The sequence below is a fragment of the Actinacidiphila alni genome (assembly GCF_900112845.1).
GTDB lineage: Bacteria > Actinomycetota > Actinomycetes > Streptomycetales > Streptomycetaceae > Actinacidiphila > Actinacidiphila alni.
The window spans coordinates 276,652-298,773 of record NZ_FONG01000010.1 but is presented as its reverse complement, the minus strand read 5'-3'; the positions used below and the strand labels follow the sequence as shown (position 1 = coordinate 298,773).

23 protein-coding genes and 1 pseudogene are annotated in these 22,122 nt (G+C 72.6%); 15 read left to right on the top strand and 9 right to left on the bottom strand.

Translation table 11 applies throughout. The features are described from left to right. Positions 1–125, top strand: a pseudogene (locus BM076_RS35705) (IS481 family transposase); the annotation flags it as partial. Positions 126–350: 225 nt separating this feature from the next. On the opposite strand, the gene paaK reads toward BM076_RS35705, so the two are convergent. Together paaK and paaI are read right to left on the bottom strand one after the other, a co-directional pair. Beyond that, positions 351–1,649, bottom strand: coding sequence for a phenylacetate--CoA ligase PaaK (gene paaK, locus BM076_RS19175; RefSeq protein WP_093714845.1), 1,299 nt, complete (start codon positions 1,647–1,649; stop codon positions 351–353). A 14-nt stretch (positions 1,650–1,663) separates the two neighbouring features. Continuing rightward, positions 1,664–2,053 (bottom strand): hydroxyphenylacetyl-CoA thioesterase PaaI, encoded by a 390-nt coding sequence (paaI, locus tag BM076_RS19170; RefSeq protein ID WP_093714844.1) that lies wholly within the window; start codon positions 2,051–2,053, stop codon positions 1,664–1,666. Positions 2,054–2,317: 264 nt separating this feature from the next. On the opposite strand from paaI, the gene BM076_RS19165 reads away from it, so the two are divergent. Further along, positions 2,318–2,677 (top strand): DUF6204 family protein, encoded by a 360-nt coding sequence (locus tag BM076_RS19165; protein WP_093714843.1) that lies wholly within the window; start codon positions 2,318–2,320, stop codon positions 2,675–2,677. A 46-nt stretch (positions 2,678–2,723) separates the two neighbouring features. Here the strand turns inward: BM076_RS19165 and BM076_RS19160 are convergent, their stop codons facing one another. The 3 genes from BM076_RS19160 to BM076_RS19150 form a co-directional block, all read right to left on the bottom strand. After that, complete coding sequence (locus BM076_RS19160; RefSeq protein ID WP_093714810.1) at positions 2,724–4,043, bottom strand: MFS transporter; 1,320 nt, start codon at positions 4,041–4,043, stop codon at positions 2,724–2,726. After that, on the bottom strand, positions 4,040–4,735 hold the full coding sequence (locus BM076_RS19155; RefSeq protein WP_093714809.1) for an ArsR/SmtB family transcription factor: 696 nt from the start codon (positions 4,733–4,735) through the stop codon (positions 4,040–4,042). Before BM076_RS19155 ends, BM076_RS19160 begins: the two co-directional genes overlap by 4 nt. 125 nt (positions 4,736–4,860) lie before the next feature. Next, positions 4,861–5,634, bottom strand: coding sequence for a TIGR04222 domain-containing membrane protein (locus BM076_RS19150; RefSeq protein ID WP_177246513.1), 774 nt, complete (start codon positions 5,632–5,634; stop codon positions 4,861–4,863). 137 nt (positions 5,635–5,771) lie between these two features. Here BM076_RS19150 and BM076_RS19145 point away from each other — a divergent pair, with 137 nt between their 5' ends. The 4 genes from BM076_RS19145 to BM076_RS19130 all read left to right on the top strand — a co-directional run bounded on the left by BM076_RS19145 (position 5,772) and on the right by BM076_RS19130 (position 8,782). Next, positions 5,772–6,920, top strand: a complete 1,149-nt coding sequence (locus BM076_RS19145) for an inorganic phosphate transporter (protein ID WP_093714807.1) — start codon at positions 5,772–5,774, stop codon at positions 6,918–6,920. An 81-nt stretch (positions 6,921–7,001) separates the two neighbouring features. Then, positions 7,002–7,232, top strand: a complete 231-nt coding sequence (locus BM076_RS19140; protein ID WP_093714806.1) for a hypothetical protein — start codon at positions 7,002–7,004, stop codon at positions 7,230–7,232. Positions 7,233–7,353: 121 nt separating this feature from the next. Beyond that, positions 7,354–8,250, top strand: a complete 897-nt coding sequence (gene ppk2 / locus BM076_RS19135; protein WP_093714805.1) for a polyphosphate kinase 2 — start codon at positions 7,354–7,356, stop codon at positions 8,248–8,250. Positions 8,251–8,392: 142 nt separating this feature from the next. Next, on the top strand, positions 8,393–8,782 hold the full coding sequence (locus BM076_RS19130) for a hypothetical protein (RefSeq protein WP_093714804.1): 390 nt from the start codon (positions 8,393–8,395) through the stop codon (positions 8,780–8,782). Between the two features lie 621 nt (positions 8,783–9,403). On the opposite strand, the gene BM076_RS19125 is transcribed toward BM076_RS19130, so the two are convergent. The 4 genes from BM076_RS19125 to BM076_RS19110 form a co-directional block, all read right to left on the bottom strand. Next, the gene (locus BM076_RS19125) at positions 9,404–10,477 is read right to left on the bottom strand and encodes a LuxR C-terminal-related transcriptional regulator (protein ID WP_177246512.1); all 1,074 of its coding nucleotides are present in this window, start codon (positions 10,475–10,477) and stop codon (positions 9,404–9,406) included. 119 nt (positions 10,478–10,596) lie between these two features. After that, positions 10,597–11,637: a PP2C family protein-serine/threonine phosphatase gene (locus BM076_RS19120; protein WP_093714842.1), complete on the bottom strand. Its 1,041-nt coding sequence runs from the start codon at positions 11,635–11,637 to the stop codon at positions 10,597–10,599. A 270-nt stretch (positions 11,638–11,907) separates the two neighbouring features. Next, positions 11,908–13,863 (bottom strand): phosphocholine-specific phospholipase C, encoded by a 1,956-nt coding sequence (locus tag BM076_RS19115; protein ID WP_245796144.1) that lies wholly within the window; start codon positions 13,861–13,863, stop codon positions 11,908–11,910. Between the two features lie 265 nt (positions 13,864–14,128). Then, positions 14,129–16,162, bottom strand: a complete 2,034-nt coding sequence (locus tag BM076_RS19110) for an ATP-binding SpoIIE family protein phosphatase (protein ID WP_093714801.1) — start codon at positions 16,160–16,162, stop codon at positions 14,129–14,131. Positions 16,163–16,518: 356 nt separating this feature from the next. On the opposite strand from BM076_RS19110, the gene BM076_RS19105 reads away from it, so the two are divergent. The 9 genes from BM076_RS19105 (at position 16,519) to BM076_RS19065 (ending at position 22,118) form a co-directional block, all read left to right on the top strand. After that, positions 16,519–17,880: an NAD(P)/FAD-dependent oxidoreductase gene (locus BM076_RS19105; protein ID WP_093714800.1), complete on the top strand. Its 1,362-nt coding sequence runs from the start codon at positions 16,519–16,521 to the stop codon at positions 17,878–17,880. A 13-nt stretch (positions 17,881–17,893) separates the two neighbouring features. Next, the gene (locus tag BM076_RS19100) at positions 17,894–18,742 is read left to right on the top strand and encodes an AraC family transcriptional regulator (protein ID WP_093714799.1); all 849 of its coding nucleotides are present in this window, start codon (positions 17,894–17,896) and stop codon (positions 18,740–18,742) included. A gap of 52 nt (positions 18,743–18,794) precedes the next feature. Then, complete coding sequence (locus tag BM076_RS19095; protein ID WP_093714798.1) at positions 18,795–19,262, top strand: VOC family protein; 468 nt, start codon at positions 18,795–18,797, stop codon at positions 19,260–19,262. A 212-nt stretch (positions 19,263–19,474) separates the two neighbouring features. Continuing rightward, a complete protein-coding gene (locus BM076_RS19090; RefSeq protein WP_093714797.1) occupies positions 19,475–19,981 on the top strand; it encodes a Na+/H+ antiporter subunit E in 507 nt (168 codons plus the stop codon). Further along, positions 19,978–20,274 carry a monovalent cation/H+ antiporter complex subunit F gene (locus tag BM076_RS19085; protein WP_245796143.1) on the top strand — a complete coding sequence of 99 codons (297 nt, stop codon included), beginning with the start codon at positions 19,978–19,980 and terminating at the stop codon, positions 20,272–20,274. Before BM076_RS19090 ends, BM076_RS19085 begins: the two co-directional genes overlap by 4 nt. A 54-nt stretch (positions 20,275–20,328) precedes the next feature. Beyond that, positions 20,329–20,658, top strand: coding sequence for a monovalent cation/H(+) antiporter subunit G (locus tag BM076_RS19080; protein ID WP_093714796.1), 330 nt, complete (start codon positions 20,329–20,331; stop codon positions 20,656–20,658). Further along, complete coding sequence (locus BM076_RS19075) at positions 20,655–20,981, top strand: Na(+)/H(+) antiporter subunit B (RefSeq protein ID WP_093714795.1); 327 nt, start codon at positions 20,655–20,657, stop codon at positions 20,979–20,981. Before BM076_RS19080 ends, BM076_RS19075 begins: the two co-directional genes overlap by 4 nt. Positions 20,982–20,985: 4 nt before the next feature. Further along, a complete protein-coding gene (locus BM076_RS19070) occupies positions 20,986–21,777 on the top strand; it encodes an MnhB domain-containing protein (RefSeq protein ID WP_093714794.1) in 792 nt (263 codons plus the stop codon). Beyond that, entirely contained in the window at positions 21,774–22,118 is a 345-nt protein-coding gene (locus tag BM076_RS19065) for a sodium:proton antiporter (RefSeq protein ID WP_093714793.1), read from the top strand. Before BM076_RS19070 ends, BM076_RS19065 begins: the two co-directional genes overlap by 4 nt. Positions 22,119–22,122: the final 4 nt, after the last annotated feature.

Genomic DNA, 22,122 nt, shown 5'->3' with positions numbered 1-22,122 from the left:
CCGACGAACGAACCACAGCCCTGGCAGACTTCCTCCACACCTACAACCACCACCGCAGCCACACCGCAATCGGAGGCCAGCCCCCGATCACCCGAATCAACAACGCTACGGGTCAATACACCTAGGGCGTGTCCGCAATGTCGCGGCGTCCGCCCGCAGGGCGGGGCCGGCGGTGTCTGGTGCGTGCGATCGCAAGGCGGAGGGTCGTCCTCGTAGTGGGCCTACTCGGACGAGCCCGACAACGCAGCGAGCGTGCGTGCCAGGCGCCGCCGGCCAGGCGCGACATTGCGGACACGCCCTAGGCCGTTGGGACCTGGCGACTGCGGTCCGGCGACTGAGGCCCCGCGGCCTCAGTCGCCGGACCGCAGGTCCTTGACCCGCTGGATCTTGCCGACCGAGCGTTCCAGTGTCTCCGGGTCCACGACGTGCACCTCGACGCTGACGCCCACACCGTCCTTGACGCCCTGGGCGATCGCCGCGGCGCCGGCCTCCCGCAGGTCCGTGCTCGCCTCAGCCCTGGCCTCGGCGTAGACCGTGAGGTGGTCCATCCGGCCGCGCCGGGTCAGCTCGATCCTGAAGTGCGGTGCGACACCCGGGGTGCGCAGCACGATCTCCTCGATCTGGCTGGGGAAGACATTGACCCCGCGCAGAATGATCATGTCGTCGCAGCGCCCGGTGACCTTCTCCATCCGGCGGAAGGCGGGCCGCGCGGTGCCGGGCAGCAGCCGGGTGAGGTCGCGGGTACGGTAGCGGATCACCGGCAGCGCCTCCTTGGTGAGCGAGGTGAAGACCAGCTCACCGCTCTCGCCCGGCGCCATGACCGCGTCGGTCAGCGGGTCGACCACCTCGGGGTAGAAGTGGTCCTCCCAGATGTGCAGACCGTCCTTGGTCTCCACGCACTCCTGGGCGACGCCCGGACCGATGACCTCCGACAAGCCGTAGATGTCCACCGCGTCGATGGCGAACCGCTCCTCGATCTCGCGCCGCATCTGCTCCGTCCACGGCTCGGCGCCGAAGATCCCGATCCGCAGCGAGGTGGAGCGCGGATCGACGCCCTGCCGCTCGAACTCGTCGAGCAGCGTGAGCATGTAGGACGGGGTGACCATGATGATGTCGGGCTCGAAGTCCTGGATGATCTGCACCTGACGCGCCGTCATGCCGCCGGACGCCGGGATCACGGTGCAGCCCGCGCGCTCCGCTCCGTAGTGCGCGCCGAGGCCGCCGGTGAACAGCCCGTATCCGTAGGCGACATGGATCCGGTCGCCGGGCCGTCCGCCCGCCGCACGGATCGAGCGGGCCACCACGTCGGCCCACATCGACAGGTCGTTCTCGGTGTAACCCACCACCGTGGGACGGCCGGTGGTGCCGCTGGAGGCGTGCACCCTGCGCACCTCGGACATCGGCACGGCGAACATCCCGAAGGGATAGGTGTCTCGCAGATCGGCCTTGGTGGTGAAGGGGAAGCGCGCAATGTCGTCCAGCGTCCGGCAGTCCTCGGGGGAGACTCCGGCCGCGTCGAACTTCCGCCGGTACAGCTCCACATGGGTGTACGCGTGCCGCAAAGTGCGGCGCAGCCGCCGCAGTTGAAGGTCCAGCAGCTCGGCGCGGTCCAGCCGCTCCGCGGTCTCCGGTGCCTCGTGCGGGATCATCCCGTCCAGATGGCTCACGATGCCTCCTTCCCGCCGGCGCCCCGCAGGGTACGGCTCCGGCCGCGGAATTCGGCGATCAGCTCGTCGCCGCGCAGCACTCGTACGTCGTAGATCCCACTGCGGCCGAACCGCGCCCGCTCCTTGGCGGTGGCCAGCAGCGCGTCGCCCTCGTGGGCGGGGGCGACGAAGTCGATGTCGGCGGCCGCCGCGACGGTCGGGGCGCCGTCGGTGTTGCAGGCGCAGGCGAAGGCCGTGTCGGCGAGCAGGAACAGATAACCGCCGTGCGCGGTGCCGTGCCCGTTGAGCATCGAGGCGGTGACCACCATCCGCGCCACGGCGACACCGTCGCCGATGTGCAGCAAATCGATGCCGAGCGCGTTCGACGCCTTGTCCGCCGCGAACATCGCCTGTGCCGCGCCGATCCCGGAGTCGCGCTCCGGCCCGGTGCCGCTGCCCTGAGCCACCGCTTGCCCACCGCCTCGTGGATTCCCGGCCGGACGCCCCGGCCGGGGCACCCTGGCATCACGCGCCGACCGACCATTCGGTCAGGGCGTACGGGAGCTAAAAAATCAGCATCGGCGGCGGGTGTCAAGCGTGGACCCGGGAGTACGGCCCCGGCGCGCGGAAATCCGGTGGGCCGGGCGCCCCGCCGCTCCTACGATCCGGGGATGACCACGCGCACGTTCCGCATCACCGTCCGCGGCGCCTTTGACGCCCTCACCGACGACCAGCGGGCCGAACTGCTCGCCCGGGCCGCGGACCACGACATCCTGCACGCCGCCTTCACCACCGAGGGCACCGTGACCTACGACCTGGCGGCCCGCCCGTTCTTCACCTTCCGCTATCTCGACTCGGGGGAGGCGGAGGAGGACATCCTCGCCGCGACGGAACGCGCGGAGACCGCGGCCCGCGGCTGGCTGACCGGGCGCGGCTACGGCTGGAAGAATCTCGCCTCCCACGCCGAGGATCTCTCCGAGGCGCCCCTGGGCAAACGCCGCCGCAGGGCCGCGGCCCGCGGCGACGCCTGACGGCCGGCCGGGAGAACCTCCACCGGCTGCCCCAGGGGAAAGACGCTCAGGCGGTCGACGGTTCCGCGTCGTCGGCCGCCTTCTGCCGCGGCTGCCCGTCGTCCCGCCCGAGGGCACGGATGCCGGGCACCGGCGACGGGAGCAGCCACAGGACGGACAGTGCCCCGCCGACCGCCGCGACGAGGAGCGTCATCCGCAGGCCCAGGAAGGTCGCCAGCAGGCCGCCGACCACCGCGCCCAGCGGCCGGACGCCGTAGTTGACGGTGCTGTAGGCGCCCGCGACCCGGCTGCGCATGCCGTCCGGGATGACCGACGCCTGGAGGGAGTTGAGGTTGACGTCGAAGAGCATGACGCCGAGCGCCGACAGGAATTCGGCCGCGGCCAGCGCGCCCGCGCCGACCCACACCGGGCCGTCGGCAGCCGCCGCCAGGGCGATCGGCGCCGGGAAGAGCACGGCGCCGACCACGATGCTGCGGCCGAGACCGATCGACCGCGAGACCCGCGGCGCCAGCACCGCGCCGAGCAGCCCGCCGGTCGACCCGATGCCGAAGGCCAGACCGATGACACCGGCCGACAGACCGAGCCCCCGGCTGGCGAAGAGCACGATCAGACCGCTGCCGGAGACGAAAGTGAAGAAGTTGACGGTGGTGGAGCAGCCCAGCCCCGCCCGCAGCACGGGATGCCGCATCACATAGGCAAGACCTTCGCGGGACCGGCGCAGCAGCGAGGAGTCCCGGGCGCCGGCCGCAGCGCCGACCGGCGGCTCGGTCACCCGCAGCCGCCCGATCAGCAGGGCGGAGGCCAGGAAGGACAGGGCGTCGGCGGCGACGGCGACCGGCGCGGTGAGCGCCTGCACCAAGCCGCCGCCGACAGCCGGCCCCGCGACGAAGGACGCGGACCGGCTCGCGCTGAGCCTGCTGTTGGCGTCGAGATAGGCGGCGCGCGGCACCAGATGCGCGAAGAACGGGGGATAGGCGGTGTTGAACAGCACGCCCGCGGCGCCGGTCAGCAGGGCCACGGCGTAGAGCTGGCCGAGCGTCACCGCCCCGGCCGCGTGGGCCACGGGCAGCGACAGCAGGACGCCCGCGCGGACCAGGTCGGCGGCCACCATCAGCCGGCGCTTGCGGACCTGCTGGTCGACCCAGGCACCGAGCACGATGGCCAGCAGATTCGGGGTCCAGACCAGGGCGGTCAGCCAGGCCACCTGATTCGCGGAGGCGTGCAGCGCGCCCACCGCGATCAGCGGCAGCGCCAGCTCGCTGATCCGGTCGCCGAACTGCGAGACGGTCTGCCCGGCCCAGAATCGCAGGAAGCGGCGGTCGCGGGCGACGGATATCGGCGCGGGATCCCCGGCGGCGGCGGTCACGCCGTACCACCAGCGGGGCCCGTACCGTCCGCCGGTCCCGTGCCACCCTTGGCGCCGCTGCCCGGAGTCTCACCCTCAGCGGGACCTTCACCCTCACCTTGAGGTCGAGATTCACCCTCGGGGAGGGTGTACCGCAGCAGTCGTACGCTGCGGGCGCCGTCCGGGCGGGCGTCCGCAGCGCGCGTGACATAGGGCGCGAGCACCTGCTCGATCGCGTCCTCGATGGCCGCGGCCTCCTCGGCGGTCACCACGACGCGGGTGTTCGCGAGTCCCGCGACCCGCCGCCACACCGGGTCGAGTCCCGGCTCGACCGTGGCCGCCCAGCGGGCCGGCAGATCGGCCGACCGTACGAACATCTCGCGGGAGAGCAGCCGCGCCGCCGTACGGCCCTCCTCGTCCGCCCCGTCCTCCGGCACCTCGAAGCGGAAGCCGCGGGCGACGGCCCGCCACCGCCGCTCGCGCTTGTCGGCGCCGGGCTCGGCGTCCCCGACCAGACCAAAGCCCGCCAGATGCCGCAGATGCCAGCTCGTCACCGACGGGGTCGCGCCGACGTGCGGTGCGAGCGCGGTGGCGGTCGCGGGTCCGTGCCGCTGCAGATGTTCGAGGATCGCCAGCCGTACCGGATGCGCGAGGGCGCGCATGGCCTTGGGGTCGGTGATCTCGATGTCGCCCAGGCGGTTGCTCGGTTCCATGGTGTGAGAGTGTGCTCTCACAATGTATGAGAGTCAACTCTCAGAGTTTCCGCGTATCGCGATGCGCCCGCCGGCCTCGGACGGGGCCGACGGGGAAGGGGTCGTACGGGGAAGGAGTCGTACGGTCAGGCCGTCGGGCCGGTACCCGTGTCCAGCGCTTCGCGCAGCGGCCGGTCGTAGAGGCTGTCGACACCGGACAGGGCCGCGGCGGCGAGTTCCTCGTCGGGGCCGAGGGTGCGTCCCGGGCCCGAGGTCGCGACACGGACCCGGGCGCGCAGGACGGACAGCTCATCGCGTCCCGCCGCCGTGACCGGATCGAGCAGCGCCGTCGTGGACATGGTCAGCCAGAGCGACACCGCTCCGGGGACCACGAACAGCAGCCAGACCAGCTGCGAGGCGCCGCTGGTCATGATCGAGAAGACACCGGTGAAGAAGGTGACGTACAGCGCCACCGCCTCCGCCTTGCGGGCGGCGGCGAGCCGGGCGATCGCTTCGGCGGGCCGCAGCAAGCCCCGCCCGGCCAGGGCGAGTTCGAGATCGCGTGCGGCGGGCGAATCCGCGACCTCACGAACCACGGTGCTGAGCCTGCGGCGCGGCGAGCGCCCCAGCACCTCGGCCGCCGCGGCCTCCAGCGGCCCCTCGTCGGGCCCCGACCCGGTCAGCGCGCCGTCGCCCGCCGTGCCGGACAGCACCAGCCGTTCGCGCCGGTGCATCCGCACCATCGCCAGCTGCGCGGCCCGCGCGGCACCGCCGGTGAGGAAACCCGCCTCGACCGGGTCGAGTTCGCCCGCCGACTCCGGCCGTGGCGCCCCGTCCCTGACCGGCCACCAGGCCCGGCCGACCCGTATCCCCGTGCCCAGCACCGCCAACCAGCTGACCACCAGAGCCGTCTGCCACATGCCGCCCCCCGCGCCCTGCCCCCGCGTACCGTCCCTCGTCCGTTCCGCGCACATCGTAGAAGCTTCGCCCCTGCCTCCACGCCGTCCCTTCACCGTGGCTTCCCCGGCCGTACGCCCTGGACTGCTTCCCTGGACCCATGGACCACATCACATTCCTTGTGGCACTGGTCATCGTCACCGCCCTCGCCTTCGACTTCACCAACGGCTTCCACGACACCGCCAACGCGATGGCGACGTCCATCGCCACCGGAGCGCTGCGGCCGAAGGTCGCCGTCCTGCTCAGCGGCGCGCTGAATCTCGTGGGTGCGTTCCTGTCGACGGAAGTGGCGAAGACGATCTCCGGCGGCATCGTCGACGACTCGCTGGTGACCTCGGGCATGATCTTCGCCGGCCTGGTGGGCGCCATCCTGTGGAATCTCATGACCTGGCTGCTCGGACTGCCGTCGAGTTCCTCGCACGCGCTGTTCGGCGGCCTGATCGGCGCGGTGTGGGTCGGCGCGGGCCGGCACGGGGTGCACTTCGACAAGGTCGTGGAGAAGATCCTCATCCCCGCGGTGGCCTCGCCCGTCGTGGCCGGAGTGGCCGCGCTGGCCGCCACCTACCTCGCCTACCGGCTGACCAACCGGGCCCGCAAGGACACCGTCACCAAGGGCTTCCGGTTCGGCCAGATCGCGTCCGCCTCGCTGGTCTCGCTGGCGCACGGCACCAATGACGCGCAGAAGACGATGGGCGTGATCACGCTCGCGCTGATCTCCTGCGGCGCGCTCGGCCACAACGCCGACCCACCGGTGTGGGTCATCCTCACCGCCGGGCTCGCCATCGCGCTCGGCACCTACCTCGGCGGCTGGCGGATCATCCGCACCATGGGCAAGGGCCTGGTCGACATCGAGTCGCCGCAGGGCTTCGCCGCGGAGTCCGCGTCCACGGCGGTCATCCTGTCCTCGGCGAACCTCGGCTTCGCGCTGTCCACCACACAGGTCTGCTCCGGCGGCATCCTGGGCGCGGGCATGGGCCGCAGGCTCGCCGAGGTGCGCTGGGGAACCGCGGGCCGGATGGCGCTTGCCTGGCTGGTGACGCTGCCGTCGGCCGCGGTGGTCGGCGCGGTCGCCGCGAGCGTGGTCGTGCACGGCGGTACGCCGGGCGTCGTGGTCATCGCCGTCCTCGCGGTCGCGGTGGCGGGCGGGATCGTCGTCCTCTCGCGCCGCAACCCGGTGCACGCGGACAATGTGAACCACGGTCGCACCACCTCCGTCCGGCCCGCGGAGCCCGCGGGCGCCGGCGCCTGAGCACCGGGCCGCGGGCCCGTACCGGCACCATCCTCGGGCGGTGGCAGCCCGGACGGCAGCACAGCAGAAGGGAAGACCGGCATGAGTGTGGACTGGAACGCGCTGGGCGAAGTGGCGGCCGTCAGCTTCGGCGTCACCGTCGGCGTGGTCGTGGTGTTCGCGATCGGAGTGCTCGCGCTCTCCGCCCGCGACACCGTACGGGAATCGGGCGGCACCGGCACCGGGCAGCTCGCGGGCGCGGGCGCCTGCTTCCTGGCCTGCGCCTGCGCGGTGGTCTACGGGCTGTATCTGATCATTCCGCAGTTCCACTAGCGGGTCGGCCGACGGTGGCGGTGCCGCCGGCGGTACGACGCCGGCCCGGCGGCGGCATATCCGACCGGGCCGGGCGGTTCTCACGATGTCAGAGCTTCCACGGGCGAAGGGCGGGCGAGCGATGAGCGCGGACACCGACGGCTCGGCACTCCTTGCGGGCATGCGGGTCGACTACACCGACCAGGACGATCCGGTGCTGGTCAGGGCCGACGGCAGCGTGGTCGACACCTGGCGGGAGAACTACCCGTACGACGCGCGCATGGAGCGGCCCGAGTACGAGCTGCACAAACGGCTCCAGCAGATAGAGCTGCTGAAGCTCCAGAGCTGGGTGAAGGAGACAGGACAGCGGCTGGTCATCGTCTTCGAGGGCCGGGACGCCGCGGGCAAGGGCGGCACGATCAAGCGGTTCGTCGAGCACCTCAACCCGCGCGGCGCCCGGGTGATCGCGCTGGAGAAGCCGACCGACCGCGAGAGCGGCCAGTGGTACTTCCAGCGCTATGTGGCGCACCTGCCCACGGCCGGCGAGATCGTGATGTTCGACCGCTCCTGGTACAACCGCGCGGGCGTCGAGCGCGTCATGGGCTTCTGCACCGACGACGAGTACCACCGCTTCATGCGGCAGGCCCCCGCCTTCGAGCGGATGCTGGTGGACGACGGCATCCACCTGGTCAAATTCTGGTTCTCGGTGTCGCGCGACGAACAGCGCACCCGGTTCACCATTCGCCAGGTCGACCCGGTGCGGCAGTGGAAGCTCAGCCCGATGGACCTCGCCTCGCTCGACCGCTGGGACGACTACACCGCCGCCAAGGTGGCGATGTTCCGCGAGACGGACACCTCGTACGCGCCCTGGACCGTGGTCAAGAGCAACGACAAGAAGCGGGCACGCGTCGAGGCGATGCGCAGCGTCCTGGCCCGCTTCGACTACGCGGACAAGGACCAGGACGTGGTCGGCACGCCCGACCCCCGCATCGTCGGCGCCGCCGCCAATCTCCTGGAACGCGGCGAGGACTCGGCGTGACCCCCGGGCGGTGACGGGTTGCGCCGATCGGTGGTTCGGCGGTCCGAATCGGACAGATGCGCGGCGCGTCACCCGCGGGTGACGCGGTGGTGAATCTCTACTGGGTGACGAAATGTCAGCTTTGATCCCCGTAGGAGCCATCATGCTTCGCCTCACGCGTGCCTGTGCCACCGGTCTCACCGCCCTGACGCTGCTGACCGCCGCCCCCGTGGCGCAGGCCGCCGCGGCCGGGAGCGTCACCATGGCGCCCGCCGCCGCCCGCCCCAGCCTCACCGCCAAGGCGTCGGTGGGCTCGATCAAGGCATGGCAGCAGTTCCGGGTCTACGGCAGCACCAAGAACATCAAGGCGGGCACCCGGGTGACCCTCCAGCAGCTGCAGAAGAAGCGGTGGGTCTCGCTGCCCGCGTCCATGAACACCAACCGCAACGCCACGTACAACCTGCGGGTCAAGCTCGGCATCAAGGGCGTCAACCAGCTGCGGATCGTCGGCGGCGGCGCGACGTCCAACGTCGTCAAGGTCACGGTGCGCTGACCGCCCGACAGCCTCTCGCGGCGCGGGTCCGGAGGGTGTCCGTTCGGGACGGTGTCACCTCTGCGACACCGCGGCCACCATTGGCGTTGCCGCACCCGGGGCAATACGTACCCGAGGGTTCGTAGCCAGCGGGAGGCCGGTGCGTAAAGATCGGACCGTGGCCGGACGCGGCACCGGAGGTGACCTCCGGTCGGCGGCCGGTCTCGGGGAGGGAAACGGCATGCCGTCGGCTCCGGGAGGGCTCGCGGGCGCTGGGGCGCCTGCGGGGGAGTTGCGGCAAGCCGGTACGGAACACGCGGTCACCCGCGTGAACGGGGGATTCAGCGGGGTGCCGGTGACCGGTGCGGCAGACGCCGTCGCGCCGGGCATCGCGCCCCCCATCCCCGGTCCCTCCGCCATGCGCGACCCGCTGTGGAGGGCCCCGGGCCCGCCTCGGCGGCACTGAGACTTCCGGCCCGCGGGTCCCCCGAATACCCGCGGGCCGGGACTGCCGCCGGCAGCCTTCCCGCCTCCGTGCGGAAGGCAGTCGGCGGCGGTCGGCGGGGGCGCCTCCTGGGCCTGGCGGCGCCCCCGCCGGAAACAGCACACCCCAGGCGGACGGTCGGCTCGGCGGGCGCGCCGTCAGCCCAGCGGATACACGCTCATCAGGGCCGGATCGCGAGCGAGCTTCAGGCCCGCCTCGAAACGGCTGGACGCGTTGAGCCGTTCCATCAGCTTGGCGACCGCCCGCTGCACGGTCCGGCGGTGCACGCCCAGCTTGCGCGCGATCTGGTCGTCGCTCAGCCCGCTCGCCATGAGCCGGACGACGGCGCGTTCCTGCTCGTTGAAGTCGGGGGCGCCGGCGGTCCCGGCGGCCGCCGGGACCGGATGCCGGACGACCGGCACGGCACGCAGCCAGCAGTCCTCGAAGAGCGCCACATATCCCTTGAGCAGGGCCGAGCCCCGGACCAGCAGCATGGATTCGCTCGGCCGCTCCGGATCGCCCGGGACACAGGCGGTGTGGCCGTCGAAGATCAGGATGTCGAAGGGCGAGTGCTCCAGCAGCCGCACCTCGACGCCCGTTTCCAGCAGCCGGTGCAGATATCGTCCGTACTTCGGCGAGCGCCGCAGCGACTCGGGATAGATGACGCGCACCCGGATGCCGCGGGCGATCAGCTTCTCGTCCTCGCCGAGCGACTCCTCCAGGGTCTCGATCGGAGGCATGGGCCCGGGATGCATCGAGTCGCAGTTCTCCATGGCAGCGGCGTTCAGGTCGATCAGCATGCGCGTCCTGCGCTTGCGGTCGCCGATGCGTCCCACCGCGACCTCGGCCGACTCGCGGGCGACGGCGGGGCGGAAGACCGTCATCAGCGATTCGGTGACATGCCGGAGCGAGCGGGTGTCGCGCAACTGCCGCGACATGTTGGAGTGGTACCGGTCCATGGCCTGCGCCATGGCGGTGTCCGGTTCGACCGGCTCCGCGACCCCGCTGACGACCTGCACCAGTCCCAACTCGTGCAGCCGCCGCCAGCCGTGCGCGGCCGAGGTGCCTTCGAGGCCGGACGCGGCTGTGACCTCCGCCATGCTGCCCTGGCCGAGGTCGCGCAGCGCGCGGTAGAGGGCGAGCGCCGCCTCTTCGTCGCGCTGGAGGTGCGCCGCGGACAGCTCGCCGGGCACGAACGGGTCCGGAACGCCGTGGGATGGGCGTGGCGTCACCGGTGTTTTCCTCCCGCCATGACATGGAGCGCAAGCGGTGCGTGACCCCGCCCCGCGCATAGGGATCCACAGTTTAGAACGCGGACGGAACCGGTCCGCGAGGTGTCCGGTCCACGCGCTCAGGACGGGTCGAAGGGACCGAGCGTGCCGAAGGTCGGTCCCGGATCGCGGAAGCGGAGCAGCAGCATCGCCGCGTCGTCGTGCAGCGGCCCTTCGGTGTGCTGCACGAGGTCGGTGCGCAGCGCCTCCAGCGCGGCCTCCGGATCGGGGTCCTTGAGCAGGTGCGAGCGCTGGCCCAGCGGATAGAAGGTGCCGGTGTGGTCGCGGGCCTCGGTCACGCCGTCGGTGTACAGCAGCATCTGGTCGCCGGGACCGAAGGGCACCCGGTACGGCACGGGGCCCTCGCCCGCGGGCACGCCGAGCCCCAGCGGCATCGCGTACTGCGGCGGTTCGGGGAAGCACGCGGAACCGTCCTGGCGCAGCACCATCGGCGCCGGGTGGCCGTAGTTGAGCAGGACGGCGCCGCCCTCCCCGCCGATCTCGGCGATGATCGCCGTGACGAACTTCTCGCCGCTCAGCGCCCGGTCCGCGGCCCGCTGCACCCGCTCGCCGACGGCGCTCAGCCCCGTCTCGTCGTACGCCGCCTCGCGGAAGGCGCCCAGCACCACCGCGGCCGTCTCCACCGCCTCCAGGCCCTTGCCCTGCACATCACCGATGATCACCCGCACCCCGACCGGCGAGGCGACCACCTCGTACAGGTCACCACCGATCCGCGCCTCGGCGACCGCCGAGGTGTACGACACGGCCGTCCGCAGCCGGCCCGCGCTGCGCGGCACCGGACGCAGCAGGACACGCTGGGCGACCTCGGCGATGGAGCGGACATTGGCGAATTCGGTCTCGCGGCGCTGCCGCATCACGGCCGCGATGATGCCCGCGGCCGTCACACCGATCACCGACGCGAGGGCGCTGAAACCGCGCCGCTCCTCGAACAGGCCGTCGTAGATCCCCAGCGCGCAGCACAGGGCCACGGCCAGCACACCGACCAGGGCGGTCCTGCGCCAGCCGCCGACCAGACCGGAGAAGGCGGGGCCGAGCGACACCAGCGGCAGCAGACCGACACTCGCGCCCGCGGTGGTGTCGACGACGGCGACCACGGCCATGAACACATACGGCAGCGCGGTGAGCACCGGAGGCGTCCGCCCGTGCCCGCCCGTTTCGGACAGAGCGCCGCCGGAGGGTGCGGCCGACCGTATTCGTCGCTTCACGGTCACCCCCCTCCCCGGCCCAGGCTAGGCGGAAATTCCCGTGCCCGAGGAACACACCTTACTCATCGTCACCTGTCCGGGTGCGCATGGGAACCTGTGAACGAGCACGCGTCGCGCCGGGCCCGCCCCCGTACGGCGGTGCGGACGGGCCCGGCGCGCGCGGGGTCAGGCGGCCGGGTACGTACGGCCGGCGAAGCGCCGCTCGAAGCCGTCGCCGACATCGGCCGTGACGGTGTAGTCGTACTGCCCGTCGGGGGCGGGGGAGAGCGTGACCTGCTTGGTCGCGCCCGCCGCCACGGCGACGGTGGAGCCGCCGGTGCCGGTGTACGCGTTGACCCCGACGGTGAAGGTCACCGCGGCGCCGCCGCTGTTGGTGAGGGTGAGGCGCAGCGTGAGCGGGCTCGCGGGCGCGATCGCGACCGCCGCCTCCGGGTGGCCCTTGGCGGTGTTGCTCCAGGTCCGCACATCGCCTTTGAAGCCGCGCAGATAGCCGTCCGGGCCGTGCAGATCGATGTCGTACAGGCCGCCGCCGTAGGTCTGGGCGCTGAAGTAGTCGGAGATGCTGCCCCCGGCGGGCAGGGTGTAGCGCCAGTTGTCGTAGGTGCGGTGGTTGACGGTGTAGGCCGCGAAGCCGCCGCCGAGGGCGCCGGTGGCGACCGTCTTGAACCAGATCCGGCCGGTCGCGGTGTCCGTCCACGACGTGGTGTCGAAGCCGTAGCCGACCGGCCGCGCCGGACGGCTGCCGCTCTCCTGGACCGGCGCCGCCTGGGTGCCCGGCGGCGCCGCGTCGGGCAGCGAATTCTCCGCGTCGCACTGCGCGACCAGGGCCGCGGTGTCCGGCAGCGAAGGGAAGGTGGTGTTCTTGGTGGTGAAGTCGAAGGCGCTCATCAGGTCGCCGCAGACCGTACGGCGCCAGGCGGAGATGTTGGTCTCCTTCACGCCGGTCCAGTTCTCCAGGAAGCGCAGCGGCGACGTGTGGTCGGCGACCTGCGAGTTGACGTAGCCGCCGCGGCTCCACGGCGAGATCACGATCATCGGGACGCGCGGGCCGAGACCGATCGGGACGCCGCCGATGAATTCGTCGGCGGTGCCGGAGGGCGGCACGGGCGGTGCCACGTGGTCGAAGAAGCCGTCGTTCTCGTCGAAGTTGAGGAAGACCACCGTCTTCGCCCAGACCTCGGGGTGGGCGGCGAGCGATTCCAGCACGTATTGCGAGGTGTAGTTCGCGCCGTAGGCGGGCGGGTAGTCCGGGTGCTCGCTCTGGTTCGCCGGGGCCACCACCCAGCTCACCGCGGGCAGCGTGTTGGCGGCCACGTCCTGGTTGAAGGCGGCGGCGCTGCGGCGCTGCATGCCGTTGACGTACAGCGGCGACGTGGTGGACGCCTTCTTGAAGGTGGTGAACCAGGCCAGCGGATTGTCGTCGTAGTTGTCCTGCTGCTGGTACACCCGCCAGGAGATACCGGCGGCCTGGAGCCGCTCGGCGTAGGTGGTCCAGGTGTAGCCCTTCTCCGAATTGTCGGTGACCGGACCGCCGTGGGTGCCCGCCGGGTCGACGGTGGCCGTCCACTGGTAGAGCCGGTTCGGATTGGTCGGGCCCTGCACCGAGCAGAAATACTGGTCGCAGACGGTGAACGCCTCGGCCAGCGCGAACTGGAACGGGATGTCGGAGCGCTGGTAATAGCCCATGCTCCAGGCGCTCTTGGCCGGGATCCAGCCGTTGTACTTGCCGTTGTTCCAGGCGTTGTGGGTGCCCGACCAGCCGTGGTCCAGATCGCGCACGCGCTGTGCGTCGGTGGTCGCGGTGTCCAGGTGCCAGGGCAGGACGACGCTGCCGCCCGCGGCACCCGCGCTGGTCTGGCGCAGGACGTCCGAGCCGTTCGGGAAGCGCAGCCGGGAGCGGTCGGCGAAGCCGCGCACCCCCTTGAGCGTGCCGAAGTAGTGGTCGAAGGAGCGGTTCTCCTGCATGAGGATCACGACGTGCTCGACGTCGTCGAGCGTTCCGGCGGCCGAGGTTGCGGCCATCGCCTCCTGCAGGGAGGCGGGCAGCCCTCCGACGGCGGCGGCGACGGACGTGCCTGCGGCGGCGGTCAGGAAACCGCGGCGGGACAGAGGCGTCAACACGACTCCTTGATCGGGGTGTGACGGTGCGAGGACGGACCGTATTGAACGGCCGTCACGCGTCGGTGCCGCCAATCACCGCGAAGAGTGTCATGTACCTGTGAGAAACGCCGGATGGCCATCGGGCCAAGCGGCGGCAAAACCGCCCGGGCGGGCAACCCGGTCCGTGCCGCGGGGAGTTCACCCCGTCACGCGGTCACCCCGTAAGGCGGTCGCCCTGTCACGCGGCCACCGCGTAAGGCGGTCGCCCTGTCACGCGGTCACGCCGTCATACGGGCCCGGCGCCGTCGCCCGTGACGGACTCCTCGGCCAGCTCGAACCAGACGGTCTTGCCCTCCGACTCCGGGCGCACGCTCCACTGGTCCGACAGGATGTCCAGCAGCACCAGGCCGCGCCCCGAGGACGCCATCTCGCCCGGCGTCCGCTGGTGCGGCAGCTCGTCGCCGCTGTCGGTGACCTCCACCCGCAGCGTCCGCGTCCCCGGCTCGCCGGACACCGACGCCATCAGGGCCGCCGACTGGTCGGTGTGCACCAGCACATTGCCCAGCAGTTCGGAGGCGAGCAGCACTGCGGTGTCCACCTGGTCCGGCTGCGTCCAGTCGTGCAGCAGCGCCCGCAGCTCGGTCCGCGCCTCGGCCAGGCCCTCGGCCTGGTCCTGCTCGATGGTGATCAGGATGCGCCGCACCGGCCGTACGGGATGCTGGGCGCCGGTGTCGCGGCGCAGCATCAGCAGCGCGATGTCGTCCTCGTTGCGCGGGGTCAGCCGCTCCTCGCCGTTCTCCGTCACCGGCCCGACCACCCCCTGGACCAGCCGGTCGGCCATGCCCTCCAGATCGTCGGCCGGACCCGGCGAGAGCGCGTCGCGCACCCGGACCCAGCCGCTGTACATGTCGTGCCCGCCGGTCTCGATCAGCCCGTCGGTGCAGAGCATCATGACCTCACCGGCCTGCAGCTCCAGCACATTGACCGGGTAGTCGTCCTCGTCCGGCATCAGCCCCAGCGGCAGGCCGCCCCTGATGTGCTTGATCATGCAGGTGCCGTCCGGCATCCGCAGGACCGGGTGCGGATGCCCGGCCCGCGCCACGTGCAGCGTGCCCGATCCCGGATCCGCCTCGATGTAGATGCAGGTGGCGAAGCGGTCCTCGTCGAGCGAGGTCAGGAAGCGCGAGGTGCGCGACAGTACGGCGTCGGGCCCGTGGCCCTCGGCGGCGTAGGCGTGCACGGCGGTGCGCAACTGCGCCATCAGGGTGGCCGCGTGCAGATCGTGCCCCTGGACGTCGCCGATCACCAGCGCCAGCCGGTCCGAGGGCAGGTCGATCACGTCGTACCAGTCGCCGCCCACCATCAGCCCGCCCCCGGTCGGCACGTAACGCGAGGCCACCGTCATCCCGCGGTACTGCGAGGCGCCGCGCCCCATGCTGCTGCGCAGGCCCCGCGACAGCGCCAGCTCCGCCTCCCCGGTGTGTGTGCGGTCCAGCGCCCGCGACATCAGCCGGGCCAGCGTCACCAGGGTGTTCCGCAGCGCGCCGTCGAACTCCACCTGCTCGGTGAAGGCCACCAGCCACACCCCGGTGATCCGCCCGGTGCTCACCAGCGGCAGCAGCGCCCACGAGCGGCTGCCCTTGCGGGCCGCGAGCCGCCAAGTGGTGGGAAAGCGCTCGCGGTACTCCTTGACGGTCGGCAGATACACCGCGCGGCCGGTGCGCAGCACCTCGGTGGCCGGGTGATCGGTGGTGATCGGCATCCGGACCGTACGGCCGCCGCCGGTGCGGTAGCCGTACCGGCCGAGGAGATTGAGCGACTTCTCGGTGACGCCGAAGACCGCCATGCCGTCGAGCGGGAAGGCTGGCGAGTCCAGGGAGGCCAGCGCCGTGAAGACCTCCTCCAGCGAGGTCGCCTCGGCCAGCGCCCGGCCGGCCTCGATCAGCGTCACGTCACGCTGCCGGGGCGCCTGGCCCGCGCCGCCCGCGCCGCCCTCCCGCGTACGGTCCCCACCCGGCCCCGCGCCGGCCTCGTCCCGGCCGGGCGGGATCTCGTTGAGCGCGTCGATCTGCCGCAGCTCGGCCGGCCGGTCGGGGTGCTCGTCGTGCTGCTCGCCGGTGGCCGGCGGCGCGGCCGGTGGGTCGGGCCGTTCGTCGGTGGTCGGCCGTGCGGCCGGTGAGTCTTGCGGCTCTTCCGGCCTCTCGTCCGGCTGCTCTTCCGGCTGTCCGTCGGGCGCGGGCCCGGGCGTGGACGGCGTCGCGGCGGACCGCTGCCCGGTGGTACGGCGGTCTGCCGGGGGTCCGTCGTCACGATCGTTCATCCGTGGCCCCTTCGACTCATCCGCCGTCCCGTCCGTCGGTCCGCTCGCCGTACGTGTTCGTCCGCCCGCCTGCCGGTCCACCGGCCGTTCCGGGCCCGTGACGACGTACGGGCCGCCCGCGCGCCCGCGGGCACCGCCCGTCGGTTCCATGCTCCGTCGGGACGGCGATCCGTGCAGCGCGGGACCGGCGGCGCACGCGCGGCGCGGATCGGGCGCCACCGGCCCTCCCGGCCACCGCGTACTCGGCCGTTCGGCTGGCGAGGCCGCCCGCGGCGCGCTAAGACAGGAAGTGCCGGAACCGCGTTCACGGGGCAGGGGAGCAGACGACCGCGTAAGCCTGAGAAGGGACGGATGTCGTGGCACGACCCAGGATTCTCGTGGTGGGCGCCGGTTTCGCCGGAGTGGCGTGCGTACGCCGCCTCGAGCGCAGACTCGGTGTGGGAGAGGCGGACCTCTCCCTGGTCACACCCTTCTCGTACCAGCTGTATCTGCCATTGCTCCCCCAGGTGGCCTCCGGGGTGCTGACACCGCAGTCGATCGCGGTGTCGCTGCGCCGCAGCAGCAAGCACCGCACGCGGATCATCCCCGGCGGCGCCGTCGGCGTGGACGCCAAGGCCAAGGTGTGCGTGATCCGCAAGATCACCGGCGAGATGGTGAACGAGCCGTACGACTACATCGTGCTCTCGCCCGGCAGCATCACCCGCACCTTCGACATCCCCGGCCTCGTCGACAACGCCCGGGGCATGAAGACGCTCGCCGAGGCCGCGTACATCCGCGACCACGTGATCTCGCAGCTCGACCTCGCCGACGCCAGCCAGGACGAGGCGGAACGCGCCTCCCGGCTGCAGTTCGTGGTGGTCGGCGGCGGCTACGCGGGCACCGAGACCGCGGCCTGCCTGCAACGCCTGACCACCAACGCGATCCGGCGCTATCCGCGGCTCGACCCCAAACTGATCAAGTGGCACCTGATCGACATCGCGCCCAAGCTGATGCCGGAACTCGGCGACAAGCTCGGGCAGAGCGCGCTGGAGATCCTGCGCAAGCGCGGCATCGAGGTGTCGCTCGGGGTGTCCATCGAGAAGGCGGGCCCCGAGGAGGTCACCTTCACCGACGGCCGCGTCCTGCCCTGCCGCACCCTGATCTGGACCGCGGGCGTCGCCGCGAGCCCGCTGGTGGCCACGCTCGACGCCGAGACCGTACGCGGCCGGCTCGCGGTCACCCCTGAGATGACCGTGCCCCGGCTCGACGGCGTCTTCGCGCTCGGCGACGCGGCGGCGGTGCCCGACACCACCAAGGGCGACGACGCGGTCTGCCCGCCCACCGCCCAGCACTCCATGCGGCAGGGCCGGGTGATGGCCGACAACATCCTGGCGTCGCTGCGGAACCAGCCGCTCAAGCCCTACGCGCACAAGGACCTGGGCCTCGTGGTCGACCTCGGCGGCAAGGACGCGGTGTCCAAGCCGCTCGGCATCGAACTGCGCGGCCTGCCCGCGCAGGCGGTGGCCCGTGGCTACCATTGGTCGGCGCTGCGGACCAATGTCGCCAAGACCAGGGTGCTCACCAACTGGATGCTCAACGCCTTCGCGGGCGACGACTTCGTCCGCACCGGCTTCCAGTCCCGCAACCCGGCCACCTTGAAGGACTTTGAATACACCAACGACTATCTGACGGCCGACCAGATCCGCGAGCACACCCGGGGACTGATCGCGGGCGGCTGACCGGAAGGCAGCGGTGAGCACGGGCATCGTCGTGGACGAGGCGGTACGGGGCCGGCCGGCGTCGGCCCTGCGCGGGCTGGTCGCCTGGTATTCCGGCTACCGCCAGCGGGGCGTGCCCGTGACCCGGCACCGCGGCCTGCCGTCGCCGTACCTGACCCTGATCCTCACCCTCGACGAGCCGATCACCGTCGCCGCGCACCCCGACCCGGCGGACCCGCCCGGCGACTACGCGGCGCTGGTCGGCGGCCTGCACACGACACCCGCGCTGATCACCGTGCCCGGACGGCAGTCGGGGGTGCAGATCGCCCTCGACCCGCTCGGCGCCCGCACCCTGCTCGGGCTGCCCGCGGGCGCCCTGGCGGGCGCCGACCTCGCCGCCGAGGACGTACTCGGCCCAACCGTCGCCGAGGCCCACGACCTGCTGCGTGCCGCCCCCGACTGGCCCGGGCGGTTCGCCGTGCTCGACGCCTGGCTGCTCGGCCGGGCGCGCTCCGACGTACGGCTCGCCCCGGAGGTCCGGCACGCCTGGCACTTGCTGGCTGCCACGGGCGGCTCCATCGGTGTCGCGGCGCTCGCGGCCGGGACCGGCTGGAGCGAGCGGCGGCTGCGGGACCGGTTCGCCGCCGAAGTGGGGCTCAGCCCCAAGGCCGCGGCCCGGGTGATCCGCTTCGACCGCACCCGCCGCGGGCTGGCCGCGCGGCCCGGCACCGAAGGCGGCCTCGCCCGGCTCGCCGCCGACCGCGGCTACTTCGACCAGGCCCACATGGACCGCGAATTCCGGGCCATGGCCGGCTGCCCGCCCACCGCGTGGCTGGCCGAGGAACGCCGAAACATCCAATCCGGACACCACCCGCCCGGGTGAGGCTGGACGGATCACCGCAAGGGAACACGACACCCGAGGAGGTCCGCTTCCCATGATCGAGAGCACCGACGACATCCTGACCGAGGGCGCCGGCGGCGCCGGGACCGCGCCGCGCGCCAAGACCCCGCCCCCGCCGCAGGTCTGGCCCACACTGCGGGCCCGCGACGCCCGCGCGCTGATCCGCTTCCTCGTGGACGCCTTCGGCTTCGAGGAGACCGCCGTCCACGGCGAGGGCGACCTCGTCGCACACGCCGAACTGGCCTGGCCGGAAGGCGGCGGCATCATGCTCGGCTCCGTCCGCGACGGGGACACGGACGACAAATGGGCGCTGCGGCCCGGCACCTTCGGCGCCTACGTCGTGACCGCCGACCCGGACGCCGTGCACGCCCGCGCCAAGGCCGCGGGCGCCGAGATCAGCACCGGCCTGCACGAAACCGACTACGGCTCCCGTGACTTCGCCGCTCTCGACCCCGAGGGCAACCACTGGTCCTTCGGCACCTACCCGGGCGAAGCCCGCTAAGGCGTGTCCGCAAAGTCGCGGCGTCCGCCCGCAGGGCGGGGCTCACGGTGTTTGGTCCGTGCCGCGCGGGCAAGGCGGGGGACACCGGCGCGGCCGGGAGCGGCATCGGAGTGGTGCCCGCCGGGTGTCCGCGTGCGGCGCGGGATTCCGCGGGACCCGCGCCGGTATACCGGTGGTCCCGGGAGTGTGCGCGGACGAGGAGGCGACGGCGGATGGCGCGTGCCGCGACGACGACCGCCGTGACCCTGCTGAGCTGGTGGGCGCTGCTCTTCGCGCTCTACCTCGTGTGCGTCTCGACCGTCTCGCCCGCGGAATTCGCGGTGGGCGGTGGCGCGGCGCTGCTCGGCGCCGTCGCGGCGGAGGCCGTACGGCGGGCCGAGCGTCCCCCGGCAGGCGGCGCGCGGCGCCTGGGCGGTGCGGGCGCCGCCTTCCCGGCCGCGCTCGCCGGTGAGACCGTACGACTGGCCGCGGCCGTCGTACGGACCCTGCGCGGGCGGCCGGACACCGGACGGGAAGTGACCGTACGCCTGGAGCCGGGTGCGGGACCCGCCCTCGCGGCGGCCCTGCTGTCGGCGAGCCCCGGCGCCTGCGTCATCGACATCCAGGAAGCGGGCGAGGACGCCGGGGAGCCCGGCGCGGGCGCCCTCCTGACGGTGCATCTGCTCGACGCCGCACCCTCCCCGGTGGAAGCGGCGCTGCCCGGGCGGCGGGAACGGTGAACGCCTGGCTGCTGGCCGCCTGCGGCCTGCTGACCGCGGGAATGCCGCCGTGCGTGTGGCGGGCCTGCCGCGGGGCACCCGACCAGCGGCTCACCGGCATCGCCCTCGGCGGCACCGTCGCGACCGCAGTCTTCCTGCTGACCGCCCGCGGCCTGGACCGTACGTCCTATGTCGACCTGGCGCTCGTCCTGGCCGTGCTGTCGCCCACCGGCACGCTCGTCTTCTGCCGCTGCCTGGCCGGTGGCGCGCGGCAACCGCGCCGCACCGGAGCCGAACGCGCGCCCGGGCGCTGAGACGCGGGCACTGAGACACACGCACTGGAACACGGGCACTGGGAGGAGCACAGGATGGACGTACGCGATGCCAGCGCGCTGATCCTGCTGGCCGGCGGCACGGCCGCACTGCTGCTGTCGGCGCTCGCCCTGCTCGTACTGCCCGGCCCCTACCAGCGGCTGCACGCGCTCGCGCCCGCCACCGTCCTCGGCGTGCCACTGGTCTGCCTAGCGCTCGCCGTGGACGCGGGCCCCGGCAGGGCCGCGGTGAAACTGCTCGTCGTCGCGGCGCTCGTGGCCGTCTCAGGACCGGTCGTCACCATCGCGATCGGCCGCACCGTCCACGAGGAGCGCGCCGCCGCGACCGACCGGGCGGCGTCGACCGGCCAGGAGCCGCCCGCGTGAGCGGCACCTCGGGCGGAGTCGACTGGCTCGTCGCGGTGGCCCTGGTGCTGGTCACCGTGACCGCCACCTGCGCCGCGCTCACCCGCGACCCGGTACGGCAGGCGGCGGTCCTGTCGGCCCTCGGTCTCTGCCTCGCGCTGCTGTTCGTGGCCGTCCAGGCACCCGATGTGGCCCTGTCCCAGCTCGCCGTCGGAAGCGCGCTCACCCCGCTGCTCATCCTCCTGACGGTCCGCAAGGCGCGTCGTACCGCACGCGGCGACGGCGCCCGGCCCGACCGGTCGCCCGGCAACGGAGACGCGCGGCGCGAACGGGAAGGCGAGTGACCCCATGACGCGGAACACCCGCACAACCGTCTTCCTCGTCGCCGCCGCCGTCCTGGCCGCCGCCTTCACCTGGGCCTGCACCGGCCTGCCGCGCTTCGGCACCGACACCCACCCCTACGGCGACCGCGCCGTCCGGGCCGCGCTCGCCCACCGCACGGCCAATGTCGTGTCGGCCATCAACTTCGACCAGCGGGCCCTGGACACCCTCGGCGAGGAGTCGATCCTTTTCGCCGCCGTCCTCGGCGCCGTCGTACTGCTGCGCCGGGCGCGCGACGAGGACCGCGCGGACCCCGAGCCGCGCCGGGTGCTGCCCTCCACCCGACTGCTGGGCGCCGCACTGCTGCCGGTCACCGTCCTGGTCGGCGTGTACGTCGTCGCGCACGGGCAGTTGAGCCCCGGCGGCGGCTTCCAGGGCGGCGTCGTGCTCGCCACCGGCCTGCACCTGGCGTACGTCGCCGCCGACTACCGCGTGCTGCGCCGGGTCCGGCCGCTCGCGGTGTTCGGCGCGCTGGACGCCACCGGCGCCGGGGCGTTCACCGCGCTCGGCCTCGCCGGTCTGATCGCCGGCGGTTCGTACCTGGAGAACGTCCTGCCGCTGGGCACCTTCAATCAGCTCACGTCCGGCGGCACCGTGCCGCTGGTGAACGCGGCGGTCGGCGTCGAGGTCGCCTCGGGCGTGATCGTGCTGCTCGCCCAATTCCTCGACCAGGCCGTCGAGATCACCAGCCCGGGACACGCCGGGCCCGTACAGAACACCGGCGGCGGCGCGCCGGGCAACCCACCGGAGGCATCGTGACCCTGCTGCCCTTCCTCGCGGCGGGCTGGATCTTCCTCGTCGGCCTCTACGGCATGGTGACCAGCCGCAATCTGGTGCACGCCGTGGGCTGTCTGGCCGTCGCCCAGTCCTCGACGTACGTCCTGCTGCTGGCCGTCGGCTACCGGCGCGGCGGCACCGCGCCGGTCTTCGCCGACATTCCCGTGGGCAGCACCGTGGTCGACCCCGTCGTCCAGGCATTGGTCCTCACCGATGTGGTCGTGGGCGCCACCGTCACCGCGCTGCTGCTCAGCCTCGTCATCCAGATCCGCAAACGGACCGGCACCCTCGATCCCGAGGCGCTGACCGGGCTGAAGGGCTGACGGG